Source organism: Streptomyces xiamenensis (genome assembly GCF_000993785.3).
GTDB lineage: Bacteria > Actinomycetota > Actinomycetes > Streptomycetales > Streptomycetaceae > Streptomyces > Streptomyces xiamenensis.
In genome coordinates this window covers 4,368,452-4,380,821 of record NZ_CP009922.3, presented here as the reverse complement: position 1 = coordinate 4,380,821, position 12,370 = coordinate 4,368,452, and the positions used below count along the sequence as shown (strand labels likewise).

The 12,370-nt window shown below is 72.4% G+C and carries 19 protein-coding genes; 5 read left to right on the top strand and 14 right to left on the bottom strand.

Going from position 1 to position 12,370, the window contains the following annotated elements; genetic code table 11:
* Positions 1-16: 16 nt before the first annotated feature.
* The 11 genes from SXIM_RS20320 to SXIM_RS20280 form a co-directional block, all read right to left on the bottom strand.
* Positions 17-298 (bottom strand): hypothetical protein, encoded by a 282-nt coding sequence (locus SXIM_RS20320; RefSeq protein ID WP_030733558.1) that lies wholly within the window; start codon positions 296-298, stop codon positions 17-19.
* 77 nt (positions 299-375) lie between these two features.
* Entirely contained in the window at positions 376-669 is a 294-nt protein-coding gene (locus SXIM_RS20315) for a hypothetical protein (RefSeq protein WP_030733557.1), read from the bottom strand.
* A 100-nt stretch (positions 670-769) separates the two neighbouring features.
* A complete protein-coding gene (locus tag SXIM_RS20310) occupies positions 770-2,635 on the bottom strand; it encodes an ABC transporter ATP-binding protein (protein WP_078635559.1) in 1,866 nt (621 codons plus the stop codon).
* Complete coding sequence (locus SXIM_RS20305; RefSeq protein ID WP_030733555.1) at positions 2,613-3,440, bottom strand: class I SAM-dependent methyltransferase; 828 nt, start codon at positions 3,438-3,440, stop codon at positions 2,613-2,615. The genes SXIM_RS20310 and SXIM_RS20305 overlap by 23 nt, the downstream gene beginning before the upstream one ends.
* Complete coding sequence (locus SXIM_RS20300; RefSeq protein ID WP_043177786.1) at positions 3,437-3,982, bottom strand: hypothetical protein; 546 nt, start codon at positions 3,980-3,982, stop codon at positions 3,437-3,439. Before SXIM_RS20300 ends, SXIM_RS20305 begins: the two co-directional genes overlap by 4 nt.
* Positions 3,979-5,004 carry an alpha/beta fold hydrolase gene (locus tag SXIM_RS28255; protein ID WP_246156911.1) on the bottom strand — a complete coding sequence of 342 codons (1,026 nt, stop codon included), beginning with the start codon at positions 5,002-5,004 and terminating at the stop codon, positions 3,979-3,981. The genes SXIM_RS20300 and SXIM_RS28255 overlap by 4 nt, the downstream gene beginning before the upstream one ends.
* A gap of 48 nt (positions 5,005-5,052) precedes the next feature.
* A complete protein-coding gene (locus SXIM_RS28250) occupies positions 5,053-5,886 on the bottom strand; it encodes a hypothetical protein (protein WP_246156910.1) in 834 nt (277 codons plus the stop codon).
* Between the two features lie 94 nt (positions 5,887-5,980).
* Positions 5,981-6,196: a hypothetical protein gene (locus SXIM_RS20290; protein ID WP_030733552.1), complete on the bottom strand. Its 216-nt coding sequence runs from the start codon at positions 6,194-6,196 to the stop codon at positions 5,981-5,983.
* A 26-nt stretch (positions 6,197-6,222) separates the two neighbouring features.
* On the bottom strand, positions 6,223-6,393 hold the full coding sequence (locus SXIM_RS27540; protein WP_168222784.1) for a hypothetical protein: 171 nt from the start codon (positions 6,391-6,393) through the stop codon (positions 6,223-6,225).
* On the bottom strand, positions 6,390-6,581 hold the full coding sequence (locus SXIM_RS20285; RefSeq protein ID WP_030733550.1) for a hypothetical protein: 192 nt from the start codon (positions 6,579-6,581) through the stop codon (positions 6,390-6,392). Before SXIM_RS20285 ends, SXIM_RS27540 begins: the two co-directional genes overlap by 4 nt.
* On the bottom strand, positions 6,578-6,772 hold the full coding sequence (locus SXIM_RS20280; RefSeq protein WP_030733549.1) for a hypothetical protein: 195 nt from the start codon (positions 6,770-6,772) through the stop codon (positions 6,578-6,580). The genes SXIM_RS20285 and SXIM_RS20280 overlap by 4 nt, the downstream gene beginning before the upstream one ends.
* 327 nt (positions 6,773-7,099) lie before the next feature.
* On the opposite strand from SXIM_RS20280, the gene SXIM_RS27535 reads away from it, so the two are divergent.
* Positions 7,100-7,273, top strand: a complete 174-nt coding sequence (locus SXIM_RS27535; protein WP_158708039.1) for a hypothetical protein — start codon at positions 7,100-7,102, stop codon at positions 7,271-7,273.
* A gap of 136 nt (positions 7,274-7,409) precedes the next feature.
* On the opposite strand, the gene SXIM_RS20275 is transcribed toward SXIM_RS27535, so the two are convergent.
* Positions 7,410-8,060 carry an ATP-binding protein gene (locus SXIM_RS20275; RefSeq protein WP_030733548.1) on the bottom strand — a complete coding sequence of 217 codons (651 nt, stop codon included), beginning with the start codon at positions 8,058-8,060 and terminating at the stop codon, positions 7,410-7,412.
* A gap of 174 nt (positions 8,061-8,234) precedes the next feature.
* Here SXIM_RS20275 and SXIM_RS20270 point away from each other — a divergent pair, with 174 nt between their 5' ends.
* Together SXIM_RS20270 and SXIM_RS20265 are read left to right on the top strand one after the other, a co-directional pair.
* Positions 8,235-9,104: a helix-turn-helix domain-containing protein gene (locus tag SXIM_RS20270; RefSeq protein WP_030733547.1), complete on the top strand. Its 870-nt coding sequence runs from the start codon at positions 8,235-8,237 to the stop codon at positions 9,102-9,104.
* The gene (locus tag SXIM_RS20265) at positions 9,101-9,295 is read left to right on the top strand and encodes a DUF397 domain-containing protein (RefSeq protein ID WP_046724823.1); all 195 of its coding nucleotides are present in this window, start codon (positions 9,101-9,103) and stop codon (positions 9,293-9,295) included. Before SXIM_RS20270 ends, SXIM_RS20265 begins: the two co-directional genes overlap by 4 nt.
* A gap of 4 nt (positions 9,296-9,299) precedes the next feature.
* Here the strand turns inward: SXIM_RS20265 and SXIM_RS20260 are convergent, their stop codons facing one another.
* Complete coding sequence (locus SXIM_RS20260; protein ID WP_030733544.1) at positions 9,300-10,091, bottom strand: VOC family protein; 792 nt, start codon at positions 10,089-10,091, stop codon at positions 9,300-9,302.
* Positions 10,092-10,203: 112 nt separating this feature from the next.
* Entirely contained in the window at positions 10,204-10,959 is a 756-nt protein-coding gene (locus tag SXIM_RS20255) for a polysaccharide deacetylase family protein (RefSeq protein WP_030733543.1), read from the bottom strand.
* Between the two features lie 173 nt (positions 10,960-11,132).
* On the opposite strand from SXIM_RS20255, the gene SXIM_RS20250 reads away from it, so the two are divergent.
* Entirely contained in the window at positions 11,133-11,495 is a 363-nt protein-coding gene (locus SXIM_RS20250; protein WP_234306890.1) for a DUF6153 family protein, read from the top strand.
* Positions 11,496-11,555: 60 nt separating this feature from the next.
* On the top strand, positions 11,556-12,137 hold the full coding sequence (locus SXIM_RS20245) for a DUF305 domain-containing protein (RefSeq protein WP_046724821.1): 582 nt from the start codon (positions 11,556-11,558) through the stop codon (positions 12,135-12,137).
* Positions 12,138-12,370: the final 233 nt, after the last annotated feature.

Below are 12,370 nucleotides of genomic sequence, written 5' to 3'. Positions count from 1 at the left end.
ACCGGCCGCGGCCCCTTCAGTCGCTGTCCGGCAGCCACCCGCGCAGCGCGGGGTCGGCCAGGGCGGCGCGGAGCGCGGCGTGCACGGCCGGCGCGCCCGCCGGGGTCCGCACCCACAGCATGATGCGGGCCGCCGTCACCCGGTGCCGGTACGTCCAGTGGCCGGGCAGCAGGCTCAGCAGCCGGACGAGGGCGATCTCGCCGTCGTGGGCGCGCGCGGCGGTCAGTGTCAGTGCGATCTCCCCATCCAGCCCCTCCCCTTGACCCTCCCCGTCCCCGTGCCCCGCCCCGTCCGTCATCGGCCCCCCGTGCCGGGCAGGGCGGGGGCGGACGGGCCCGCGCCGCCGCCCCCGTCGCCCCGTTCACGCGCGGGGTCTCACTGCCAGCCGTTGGCGCAGGGCTGCTGCCAGTCCTCGCGGTTGCACTTCTCCGGATCGGGCTCCGGGGGCCGGGGGGTGCCGGGCTCGGGGACGAGCCGGTCGGCGGGGTCGGTGAACGCTGTGCCGGCGACCTGCGCCCAGCCGCCGGAGGCGCCGCCGCCCCCGCTGCTCCCACCGCCGCCCTCGTAGGCCGTCGCCGTGGTGGCCGTCCCGCCGGCCGCCAGCAGTGCGGCCACGGCGAGTGCCGTGACGCGTGCGGCCGTACGCCGCCGGTGCGGTGTGGCGTTCATCTACCGACCTCCGTAACTGTGCTGTCGGTGCGCCGTGTTCGTGCGCACCCCGTGAATCTGTCATGCGCCGGTCGGCGCCGGGAAGGCGCGGGATGGCAACTCACTGCACCCGTCCCGCAGGATCCTGTCGTCCGGCGGCCGGCGCCGTGTCCGCGACCAACTGGGTGGTGGCCAGCCGCCGGTACAGCGCGTCGCGGGCCATCAGCTCCGGGTGGGTGCCGCGATCGCGTACCCGTCCGTCCTCCAGGACCACGATGTGGCCGGCGTCCACCACGGTGGAGATGCGGTGGGCGATGGCGATCACCGCGCACCGCTCGGCGACCCGGGCCAGCACCTCGCGCAGCGCGGCCTCGGTGTCCGAGTCGAGGTGCGAGGTGGCCTCGTCGAGCAGCATCACGGCGGGCCGCTGGAGCAGCGCGCGGGCGATGCACACCCGCTGCCGCTGCCCGCCGGAGAGCCCGGTGCCGCCGTCGCCCAGGACGGTGTCCAGGCCCTCGGGCAGGTCCGCGACCACCTGGCCCAGGCCCGCCATCTCCACGGCGTCCCACAGTTCGGCCTCGGTGGCGTCGGGGGCGGCGTAGGTGATGTTCTCGCGCAGGGTGCCGCGCATCGCGGCGCTGTCCTGCTGCACGTAGCCGACCCGGCCGCGGACGGCGGACAGCGGGAGGGTGGCGATGTCGCGGCCGTCCACCAGGACGGCGCCGCCGCGCGGCCGGTAGAAGCGTTCGATCAGCTGGAAGGCGGTGGTCTTGCCGGCGCCCGACGGGCCGACCAGGGCGGTCAGTCCGCGCGGCGGGACGGCGAAGGAGACGCCGTCCAGCACGTCCCGGCCGTCCTCGCCGTATCCGAAGCGCACGGCGCGGAATTCCACGGCGGGGGGTGCCGTACCGGTGAGCGGGTCGGGGCCGGCGGCCGGTTCCGGGGCCGTGGCGGGGCCGTCCTCCTGCGGCAGGTGGACGAGTTCGTCGACGCGGGCCATCGCGGCCCGGCCCTGCTGGTAGGCGCCGATGCTCATGAACACCAGCACCAGCGGCGACACCAGATAGAAGAGGTACATCACGAACGCCGTGAAGTCGGCCAGGCCCAGCGAGCCGGTCGCCGCGCGCGCCATGCCGGCGCCGACCACGGCGGCCAGTGAGGCCTGGAGCCCGACGTTCATGGTGGGGGTGAGCACCGAGGCGTACGCGGTCACCCGGATCCCCGAGTCGCGCGCCCGCTCCGTCAGCAGGCCGATGCGGTGCTGTTCGCGGTCCTCGGCACGCGCCGCCTTCACCGTCGTCAGGGCGCCGAGCACCCGGTGCAGGTCGGCGCCGAAGTCCCCGGTGTCCTCCCGGTTGCGCACGGCGGCCACCCGCAGCCTGCGGGCCAGCCACAGGGAGACGGCGCTGGCCACGCCGATGCAGCCCAGGGCGATGAGCAGCAGCCAGATGTCGATCCACGCCATCATCACCACGCAGCCGATGACCACCAGGCCGTTGACGATGATCTGGGCCAGGCTCTGCGACAGCGCGATCTTCACCAGGGAGGTGTCGGACACCAGCCGGGTGTGGACGTCGCCCTGCCGTCTGGCCTGGTACGCCGCCAGGTCGGCGCGCAGCACCCGGCCGGTGAGGAAGGTGCGGGAGTCGCGCACGATGTTCTCGCCCGCCCGGCCGATCAGATAGCCCTGGGTGGCGGAGAGCGCGGCGTCCGCCAGCAGCAGGGCGCCGAGCAGCACGATGAGGAAGGCCACCGCCTCGCCGGCTCCGGCCGCCTCGATGAGGTCGGAGACGATCACCGGCTGGGCGAGGGTGGAGGCGACGCCCACCACGCCCAGCAGCACCCCGGAGCCGAGCAGCAGCCGGTGGCGGCGGGCGATGCCCCAGATGGTGCCGGGGCCCGGCCCGGCGGGGCGCTCGGCGGCGGGTTCCGTCACGGGCTCTGTCGCGGGCCCGGTCGTGGGCTCAGCCGTGCTGACGGTCGTCATGATCCGCACCACCCGTTCCCCGGTCGTCGTGCGCATAGCGGCTGATGCACAGCGGGCTGTCCTCGCGGAACGGGCCGCCCAGCCAGTCCGCCTGCCGTCCGGCGGGCACCAGTCCGGCGGCGGCGGCGTACCCGTCGGTCTCCTCCGGCGTCGTCAGCCGGCTGATCTCGCTGCCCACCCGGGTGCCGCTCGGCTCGTGCCACAGGTGCTGGGCCTGCCACAGGGAACTGCCGGGGACGAGGGTGGAGTACGTCTGGAGTCCCGTGTCCGGCTCCGGGTAGGGCGTGAACCAGGAGGTGGAACGGCGGCCTTCGTGCAGGGCGTGCACGTACGCCGGGTTGTGGGTCTCCACCACCAGCGTGCCGCCGGGTGCCAGCCGCTCCGCCGCGCGGGCGATCGCCGCCCGCTGCTGCTCGGGCGTCAGCAGGATCGAGAGGGTGGCGCACACGCAGTAGACCAGCCCGTACCGGCGTTCGTCGGTGTACGTCCTGATGTCGCCGTGCACCCCGGTGACGGGCACGCCGCGCTCGCTGACGGCGGCGCGCAGCAGGGCCAGCATCTCGGGCGAGGAGTCCACCCCGGTGACGGGCCCGGCCAGGGCCGCCAGCGGGATGGCGATCCGTCCGGTGCCCACCCCGAACTCCAGGGCGCCGCCGCCGGGGTGCCAGCCGGCCAGGACCTGGGCGCTGAGGGCGGCGTACGGGTCCTTGGGGAAGATCCGGTCGTAGAAGTGGGCGAAGGCCCGCCCGTACGCGGAGCTGTTGTCGGTGGCGCCGCCGGGTCCGTGCTCGGCCGTGGTCGTCATCGTGCCGTCTCCCGGTTGTCCCGCAGGGGGTTGTAGGGGGAGACGAAGACGATGTCCGGCTCCTCCGTCTCGTCGTAGCCGGCCACCCGGACCATCGTGAACTGGAAGCCCTTGACGGTGTCCGCCTGGGCCGAGCGTTCGATCCGGTCCCGGAAGAAGGCGCTCAGCAGCCGGTAGGCGGGCTGCCGGGTGACCACGTCGAATCCCTTGTCGAGCGCCATCATGATCTCGCTGCCGACGTCGAAGACGGCCTTCTCCGGGCGCCGCCCGGGGAACCAGAGGATCTGCCGCGGGTGGCGGCCCTGGATGACGTCCACCGGCTGCCAGGAGGAGGTCTCCCCCGCCTCGTCGAGCGTGCGGTAGAAGAACTCGAAGTCGTGCTGGGCGGGGTTGGGGGCGAAGAAGCGCCAGTTGGGGAACGCGGAGCTGAACCGGTCCTTGCGCATCACCCGGTGGAAGGACATGTGCGGGTGCTGGCTGGCCAGGGTGCCCAGCAGCATGAGGCCCACGGCGACCCGGACCGCGCCGTCCGCCGCTCTCATGACAGCTCCCGGGCGGCGTCGGCGCGGGCTGCGGCCGGAGCCGTGACCGGAGCCGGGGCGGTCTCGCGCAGGAAGTCGAGCAGGTGGTCCCCGGTCCGCAGCGCGAACTCCGCCTTCGTCAGCAGGGTGTCGTGGTCGGATCCCTCGATCACCAGCTCACGGACGATACGCCCGGCGCCCCGGTGCGCGTCGGCCAGCTCGCGGTGCATGAGCAGTTGTTCCGGGTCGCGGTCCACGGTCTGCTGCGCGGAGACCACCAGGGCGTGCGCGGCCAGCGGCGGCAGCCCTCCGTCGTGGCCGCGGAAGTCCTCCTCGGTCGCCCGCCATTCGCGCATCCCCGCGGTCCACATCCGGGCATCGGCGTAACTGTGCATGGCCTTGGCCCGGAACGGGCGCGGCAGGTGGTCCACCCACTCCGGGCGGGTCATCAGCACGCCGAGACCGGCCCGCAGGCTGACGGTGAACGTCCGGATGGCGCTGGTGAGCCGCTCGGCGGACTCGCTCTGCTGCTCGGAGCGGGACAGCTCCCCCGGGTGCGAACTGTCCAGGTAGACCAGGGCGTGCAGCCGTCCGCCCAGCGTGGGGGCGGCGCGGCGGGCGAGTTCGCCGCCCAGTGAGTGCCCGGCGAGGACCACGGGGCGGCCCTCGGGCACCGTCTGGTCGATCAGGTCCAGCAGGTCCTCGACGGACTCCTGGAGGGTGTACGGGCGGGCGCCCGCGTACCGGCTGGGCCCGTAGCCCGCCCTGCTGTACGTGAGCAGCTGCGGTCCGCCGCGGGTGCGCAGCGCCTGGGTGAGCCAGCCGAAGTGCTCGGGCAGCGCGGTCAGTCCGTGCACGAAGACCACCACGGGGCCGCTGCCCTCGGGGGTGATGGTGGTGTCGTAGGCGAGGGTGTTGCCGTGCCGGGTGCGCACCGTACGGGTGCCGTACCAGCCGTCGGTGACGCGCATGCGCCGGGTGGCGGCGAGCGCGCCCGCGACGGCGACGCCGCCGGCGGCCACCGCGGCGACGGTGCGCAGCACGCGGTCGTCGCGGCCGGCGATGGCGGGGTGGTCCTTGGGGGCGCTGGTTTAGGCGACCATCGGGTGCATGGCGGCGAAGGCGGTGACGAACCGGCCGAGCCCCATGACGAAGCCGTTGGCGACGTGGAAGGAGACGGTGGCGGCCAGCACGGGCCGGGCCAGCACGCCGCCCTTGAGGTAGATCACCGGGAACAGGCACTCCAGGGCGAGCACCCCGTGGGCGAGGGCCCGGCCGGTGCGCGGGTAGCGCTGGGTGAGCCGCCACAGGTGTTCCTCGCCGTACGTCCTGGTGCGCAGGACGCCGCCGAGCGCCGTGCCGCTGCGCCAGTCGGCGCCGAGCAGCTTGACCCAGCCGGAGACCAGGTAGGACATGTTGGACTGGAGCGCCACGTACCACAGCAGCGCGTCCTGGGTCCGTTCGGAGGTGGAGAGCCGGGCGAGCCCGGTGGCCGTCTGGACCATGCCGGACGCCTGGTCGGAGCCGTCGGAACCGAGCCGGTGCAGCGGGTACATCGCGGCGCCGGACAGGCCGAGGAAGAGGTTGGCGGCGCCGCGCCAGCGTCCCTCGCCGGGCAGCATCAGCGCGGCACTGGCGGCGGCGCGGGCGGCGTACAGGGCGGTGGTCGTCCGCTCGTGGGCCAGGACGTCGAGCATGGCGCGGGTGGGGCGCGAACAGTCCGCGTACAGCTCGCGGTTGATCGACCAGTCGCTCAGCCCGCCGCGCCGGTGGTGGCGGCGGTCGCTGAGGAATTCGAGGGAGGCGACCAGGGTGGTGGCCGCGGACAGTCGTTCCGACAGGCCCATCGCCCGCCGGCGGCCGACGGTGACGGGCCCCAGCAGTGAGGCGAACAGTTTCTTCGGCTTGGTGGAGGGGAGTCTCATCAGCTCATCAGGGCCTTCCGGGGGTGGAGGGGCCCGGCCGGGCGGGGCCACGGGGCACCGGCCCGGCCGGGGGCACGACCTGGCGTCGGAACGGTCAGGTCATGATCGGTTCGGTGGAGCTGCCGGCGGTGCGTCCCGCCTCGAAGGCGGCGACGATGGCGCTGCCCGCCGCCACCCCCGCTCCGAACGCGACGATGGTCACCGGGGTGGCCAGCACGGGCCGGGCGGGCGAGACCCTGCCGGTCCGGTCGAGCACCGGGATGGTGGCCAGCACGGGTGAGTCATCCAGATAGGCGGCGATGCGCGACATGGGGATGCGATGTCCTTCCTGACCGGTCACAGCGAGGGGAGGGAGGGTTCGGTGTCGCCCACCACGGACACGGCGATGTAGGCCGAGGTGTGCAGGCAGAGCACGACGGCGCGCGGCGCGCTCGCCCGGCCCCCGTCCTCCTCGTTCAGTTCGCCGATCTCCCCCAGGACGGCGGGGATCCGGTCGACGGCGGTCACTGGATCACCGGCTCGGTGGTGCCGCACACCATCCGGCCGACCTCGAACGCGGCGTACGCGATCACGATCATGGCCGCCGGGGTGGGCGTGGCCAGAACGGCGGTGGCGCTGCCGGGCGCCTGGCCGGGGGAGTTCTCGGTCAGGGGGCTGAGGTCCCGCAGGGCGGGGACGCGGTCGGCGGCGGTCACTGGATCACCGGCTCGGTCTCGCTGCCGATCATGCGGCCCACGACGTACGCGCCGACGACGATGCCCATGCCGGCCGCGAAGGCGGACGGCGTGGCCAGTACGGGCGAGGCCGCCCGTCCGACCTCCCCCGGGGAATTCTCGTGCAGCGGGCCGAGATGGGCCCACTGTCTCGCAAGGCTGGGTCCCGCCATGGGGATCCTCCTCCGTCTTGTCGGCGGCGGCCTGTCCGCCGCCGACAAGACGATCCCGTGCCGGGTGAGCGTGTGGGCGGCTCGGCGATGGCACGAGGCTGCAGCCGAACGGCAGCATCGTGCACGGCGGTCGCGTACCTTCCGGCGCTCCCGCGGGTGCGGCGGGCGGCCCCGGGCCGGGGGCGGATCACTCGGGTGGCCGCGTCGGGCCCGCCCATCCGTACGGCGCCGCCGGCCCGGCCCGTCCCCGCTCGGCGGCCCGGCGCGCGCGGTCCGCGACCGGGGCGCCGACCTGCGAGAACCCCGCGCCCGGGATGCAATGGGGGCATGGGTGACTTCAACGGCTCATGGGCCGCGCGGCTGATGGAGTGGTCGAACGGGACCATCGACGAGCAGCGCGCGCGGACCCTGGTGACGGAGATCTACGAGGCGGCGGCGGAGCGCGCCGTGCGCCTGCACGAGGAAGAGGTCGCGCAGCGGGAGGCCGAGCGCGAGGAGTGAGGCGCGCGAAGCGGCCCCCGCCGGGGGCCGCCCCTCGGCCGGGTGGCCGACGCGATCCTCTACCCGGACACGGAGGCCGGCCGCAAGATCCGTGGTCTGACGGCCTGATCGGTCCGCGAGCGGCGGGCGGTGCGGGCTAACCCATGGCTGCGTCCCGCCCGTCTTCACCGGCGCGGACGGTCAGTTGCTCGCCGGCGTGCAGGCGCAGGGGCGGGGTGCCGTCGTCGAAGGCCAGGACGATGGCCGGGCCCTGCGCGGCGTAGCGGGTGGACCGTACGGTGCGGACGGTGTGCCAGCCGTCCGCCGTCCTGACGCGCTGGCCGGGCTGTACGCGGACGGCCGTCATGTCCGTGGCGGGCGGTCGCGGGGGCTCGCCCGGGACGATGATGACGGCCCACACCGTCTTGCCGATCCCGCCGTCGCGCGGCGCGCATCCCCAGTAGTCCGCCAGTGCTTCGACCAGCAGCAAGCCCCGGCCGTTCGGTTCGTCCTCGTCGGGAACCCTGACCAGCGGCTTGCCCGGGCCCGCGTCGCTCACCTCCAGGAGCAAGCGCTGGTCCGCGTGCGGGCGTACGAGCCGCATCTCCACGAGGCGGTCGCCGGGGACACGCACCCTGATGGCGTTGGTGACCAGTTCGGAGATCACCAGTTCCGCCCGGTCCGTGACGTCCGGATCGATGGTCCAGTCGGTCAGGACGGATCGCGCCAGGCGGCGAGCGCGCGGGACGCTGCTGCGGCGCCGGAAGAGACGGACGGTGACGTCGGACGAGTCGCGGTGCTCGGTCATGAGGACCCCCAGAGGATCGCTTCGCTGTGACACAGCGGAAGTCAGAGCTCACATCGAGTAGCAGACTTCCGGCTGAAGCCCTCTCCGCGCAACGTTGAATGGATACACAGAGCACGATTCACCCATTCGGGTAATCCGGAGTCGCCACATCCTCAGCCCTGATAGGGAGGAGACATGCCGAACGTCAAGCCTTCCACCGTGCTGGGGCGCCAACTCGGTGACGAACTGCGCCGTTTTCGCGAGCAAGCCGGTTTCTCCACTGCCCAGTCAGCTGAGGTTCTCGACTGCACGAAGGGAAAGATCAGCCGCATCGAGAACGGTCATGTCCCAGTTCGCACACCCGACCTGACCGCGCTGCTCCAGGCATACGCGGTGACGGATCCGGAGGCCCGCGAGCGCCTTGGAGCCCTGGCCCGCAGAGCCAATCGGCGACGCCGTGACGGCTGGTGGCATCAGTACGGCTCGGTTCTCGGGGACGCGTACCGCGACCAGATCGAGTTGGAGGCCATCTGTGACTGCGTCAAGACCTTTCAGGTGCAGCTGGTGCCAGGGCTTCTCCAGACTCCCGAATACGGGCGGGCGATCACGGTTGCCTCCCGGGCGTGGCAGACCCCTGAACAGATTGAGCAGTTCGTGCAGGTGCGGCTGGCCCGGCAGCAACGGCTCGCCGGCGAAGGCGCGCTGGAGTTCTGGGCCGTACTGGCCGAAGGAGTACTTCGCCAGCAGGTAGGAGGCCCGACTGTGATGCGCGATCAGCTGGAGCACATCGCCGTCATGGCGGAGCGGCCGAACGTCACCGTACAAGTCTTGCCGTTCTCGCGCGGAGCGCACTCCGGTATGTTCGGCCCGTACCTGCTGCTGGGATTCCCCCAGGTGTCCGCGCTGGGCCTTGTGTTGACGGAAACGCCCACCGGAAACATCTGGCGGGAGTCGGAAACCGAGGTCACGTGCTATCGAGAGCTCTTCGACGATGCACGCACTTCCGCACTGCCGCCCACGGAATCTCTTGAGCTGATCCGACGCACCGCCAAGGAGTACAGATGATCAACACGTTGGCCGGAGCTGTCCCTTTGACGTGGCGGGTCAGTAGTTACAGCGGCGGACAGGGCGATTGTGTGGAGGTCGCCGATGACATACCCGGGGTCATACCCGTGCGGGACAGCAAGCGGCCCGCCGGGCCCGTGCTGGTGTTCCGGCACGGGGCCTGGCGGGCCTTCGTCGGCGCCTTGAGGTGATACCTCAGGTCTCCGGGGTCAGCAGGACGAAGTCCGCGCCGTTGGGGTCGGCGCACACGGAGAGGCGGCCGACGCCTTCCGCTGTTTCGGGGCCCATCTGGACCGTGCCCGCGTTCCGGGTGACCGTGGCCGTGGCCGCGTCGCAGTCCGTCGTGGTGAAGACGGGGTGCCAGTACGCCGCGCCGTTCGTCAGGGTCAGGGCGTCGGGGGGAAGTTGCATCAGCCCGCCCTGCATGCGGCTCTCGTCCGCCGTGGCCGGGGTGATCAGGGAGTACGTGCCGCTTTCGCCCGGCAGGGGCATCTCGGAGTACTGCCAGCCGAACACCGCCGTGTAGAAGGTCTTCGCCGCCGCTCCGTCCGGGGTGTACAGCTCGGTCCAGGACAGGGAGCCGGGGACGTCCACCGCCTCCACGCCCCGGTCGTCGCGGGGTTCGAAGACCGCGAACTGGCCGCCCTGGGGATCGGTGAACTGGGCCATGCGGTGTTCGTCGTCCATGCCGGTGGGGGCGACCCGGACGGTGCCGCCCGCGTTCGTCACGGCGTCGGCGGTGGCGTCCGCGTCGGTGGTGGCGAAGTAGAGCATCCACGCCGAGCGGGCGCCCTCCTCCGTGAGGCGGCCCAGGCCGGCCACCGTGCGGCCCTCGCTCTGCAGGACCCCGTACCCCGAGCCCTCCGGACCCATGGGCCGGAAGGTCCAGCCCAGGACCGCGCCGTAGAAGGCGGCGGTCGTCTCCGGGTCCGGGGCGCCGAGGTCGAGCCAGCAGGGGGAGCCGGGGACGAAGTCGGTGGTCAGCACGGAGTCCTCCCTTGTCACGTCAGCCTCACCAGCCAGCGTGACACCGGCCGCCCCCGGCCGCCACCGCTCGGGGCGGCTCACAGCCGGTCGGGGGGCGCGGCCACCGGATCGGTCAGCGGTAGACCTTGCCCGGTTCGGGTACGCCGGGCGCCATCAGCTGGGAGACGGTGACGAAGGTGTATCCGTCGGCCTTCAGCGCCTCGATGATGCCGGGGACCGCGGGGACGGTGCCCTCGTAGATGTCGTGCAGCAGGATGATGCCGTCGCGGTCGACCTGGTCCAGGACGCGTTCGGTGATCAGGTCCGAGTCGTTAGTCGAGTAGTCCTTGGCCGTGACGGACCACAGGACCTGCGCCAGGCCCAGCTCCTCGCAGACCTCGGCGACCGTGTCGTCGGTGCGGCCCTGCGGCGGGCGCATGAGGGTCGGGGTCTGCCCGGTGAGTTCCTCGATGGCCTCGTTGGTGCGCAGCAGCTGGTCGCGCACCTCGTCCCGGTCCACCTCGGTGAGGCGGGGGTGGGTCCAGGTGTGATTGGCCAGCTCGTGGCCTTCCTCGGCCGAGCGCACCACGAGTTCGGGATAGGTGTCGATGTGCTTCTTGCCGAGCAGGAAGAGCGTCGCGGGGACCTCTTCCTCGGCCAGGATGTCCAGCAGTTCGGCCGTGTACGGGCCGGGGCCGGCGTCGAAGGTGAGGGCGACGCACTTGGCCTCGCGGCAGTCCACCGAGCCGAACGCGCCGCCGGACTTCTCGTCGGCCTTGTCGCGCACGCTCTCGGGCGATATCCGCTCCGCCGAGCAGCCGGTCAGGGCGAGCGTCACCGTCAGGGTCAGGGCCGCCGCGACGGCGGTTGCGGGCTTGTTGAGTCGCATGGAACGGGAATCCCCCCCAGGTGGAACGGTCGTCTTCTCCCCCACGCCCGGGCCTGCCGGACGGTCGGACAACTCTACGTTCCGTGTATAGCGGCACCGTGGGCGGTACCCCTTACCGCTCCTTCGGACCCCCCTCGGGTACCCACCGGGGGTACCCCCGTAGGATGGTGGGCGTGAACCGGGTCCGTGGCGCGCTGCTGATCCTGGCGGTACTCGCCGGGGTGTTCGCCATGCACGCGCTCGCGCCGGGGGTCGTCATCTCCCCCGCGCATCACACGGAGGCCGCCGCGCCCGCGCACGACGCCGGTGGCGCGGCGCATCTCGACCACGCCGATCCGGACTGTGTGGCGGGTGGGGTCGGCGGGGCGCCGTCCCCGGTCGGCGCCGGGGCGGGGGTGACCAGTGGGGTCACGGTGCCGCCGGTCGTCGCCGCGCGGGAGTTCGCCGGGCCCGGCCCGCCCTGGGGGCACCCCCGGCCGGAGGCTGGGGGCGGCGCGCCGCCTTCCTTGAGTTCTCTGCAGTCGCTGCGCATATAGGCGCGTCGTGCACCGACGCGTCCGACACCTCAGCACTGCACAGAAAGCTGTTTCACCACCATGACCTCGTACCGTTTCGCGGCGCGGGCGCTCAGCGCCGCCGCCGTCACCTCCGCATTGCTGTTCACCGCCGGCTGCGGGAGCGATTCCGGTGAGCCGGGCGGACATTCCCAGCACGGCGGCGCACCGGTCTCCGACGCCTTCAACGCGGCGGATCTCGCCTTCGTCCAGGGCATGATCCCGCACCACGAGCAGGCCATCGAGATGTCCGAACTCGCCGCCGGGCGCGCCGGCTCGGACGCGGTGCGGGATCTGGCCGCCGTCATCGAACAGGCCCAGGGGCCGGAGATCGACACGCTCCGGTCGTGGCTCTCCGACTGGGACGCCGAGCCGGCGGACCACGGCGGGCACGACATGACCGGCATGATGTCGGACGAGGAAATGGCGGAGCTGGAAAGCTCCTCCGGCGCGGAATTCGACGCCGCATTCCTGCGGCTGATGATCGTGCACCACGAGGGCGCGGTCGAGATGGCGCGGGAGCTGGAGCGGCAGGGGTCCTTCGCGCCCGCTCTGGAGATGGCGCAGGACATCATCTCCTCCCAGTCCGCTGAAATCGATCAGATGACCGAACTTCTGAACTGATATTCGCACCCGAGGGGTGGGCGATCCGAAATCCGGAACGCCCACCCCTTTTGTATGACCGGTAGCGCGCAAAGGCGCTCCGCGCGCCCCCCGCGTAACCCTATTGGCCTATTCGATCTTCATAAGGCAGGCTTCAACCGCGCAGCCGCAACACACAATCCCCATAAACACCTACGGGGCTGTCATCGGCCTGCGCCTGTCCACGAGGGGGGTTCTCGTTCCGCGTTCCGCCA

What these genes read in the sequence shown, in the direction of transcription:
- SXIM_RS20275 (WP_030733548.1), bottom strand. Translation starts at nt 8,060, where the DNA reads ATGACCGAGCACCGCGACTCGTCCGACGTCACCGTCCGTCTCTTCCGG.
- SXIM_RS20300 (WP_043177786.1), bottom strand. Translation starts at nt 3,982, where the DNA reads ATGAGAGCGGCGGACGGCGCGGTCCGGGTCGCCGTGGGCCTCATGCTG.
- SXIM_RS20310 (WP_078635559.1), bottom strand. Translation starts at nt 2,635, where the DNA reads ATGACGACCGTCAGCACGGCTGAGCCCACGACCGGGCCCGCGACAGAG.
- SXIM_RS20280 (WP_030733549.1), bottom strand. Translation starts at nt 6,772, where the DNA reads ATGGCGGGACCCAGCCTTGCGAGACAGTGGGCCCATCTCGGCCCGCTG.
- SXIM_RS20290 (WP_030733552.1), bottom strand. Translation starts at nt 6,196, where the DNA reads ATGTCGCGCATCGCCGCCTATCTGGATGACTCACCCGTGCTGGCCACC.
- SXIM_RS28250 (WP_246156910.1), bottom strand. Translation starts at nt 5,886, where the DNA reads ATGAGACTCCCCTCCACCAAGCCGAAGAAACTGTTCGCCTCACTGCTG.
- SXIM_RS20320 (WP_030733558.1), bottom strand. Translation starts at nt 298, where the DNA reads ATGACGGACGGGGCGGGGCACGGGGACGGGGAGGGTCAAGGGGAGGGG.
- SXIM_RS27535 (WP_158708039.1), top strand. Translation starts at nt 7,100, where the DNA reads ATGGGTGACTTCAACGGCTCATGGGCCGCGCGGCTGATGGAGTGGTCG.
- SXIM_RS20270 (WP_030733547.1), top strand. Translation starts at nt 8,235, where the DNA reads ATGCCGAACGTCAAGCCTTCCACCGTGCTGGGGCGCCAACTCGGTGAC.
- SXIM_RS20255 (WP_030733543.1), bottom strand. Translation starts at nt 10,959, where the DNA reads ATGCGACTCAACAAGCCCGCAACCGCCGTCGCGGCGGCCCTGACCCTG.
- SXIM_RS20315 (WP_030733557.1), bottom strand. Translation starts at nt 669, where the DNA reads ATGAACGCCACACCGCACCGGCGGCGTACGGCCGCACGCGTCACGGCA.
- SXIM_RS20265 (WP_046724823.1), top strand. Translation starts at nt 9,101, where the DNA reads ATGATCAACACGTTGGCCGGAGCTGTCCCTTTGACGTGGCGGGTCAGT.
- SXIM_RS20305 (WP_030733555.1), bottom strand. Translation starts at nt 3,440, where the DNA reads ATGACGACCACGGCCGAGCACGGACCCGGCGGCGCCACCGACAACAGC.
- SXIM_RS20245 (WP_046724821.1), top strand. Translation starts at nt 11,556, where the DNA reads ATGACCTCGTACCGTTTCGCGGCGCGGGCGCTCAGCGCCGCCGCCGTC.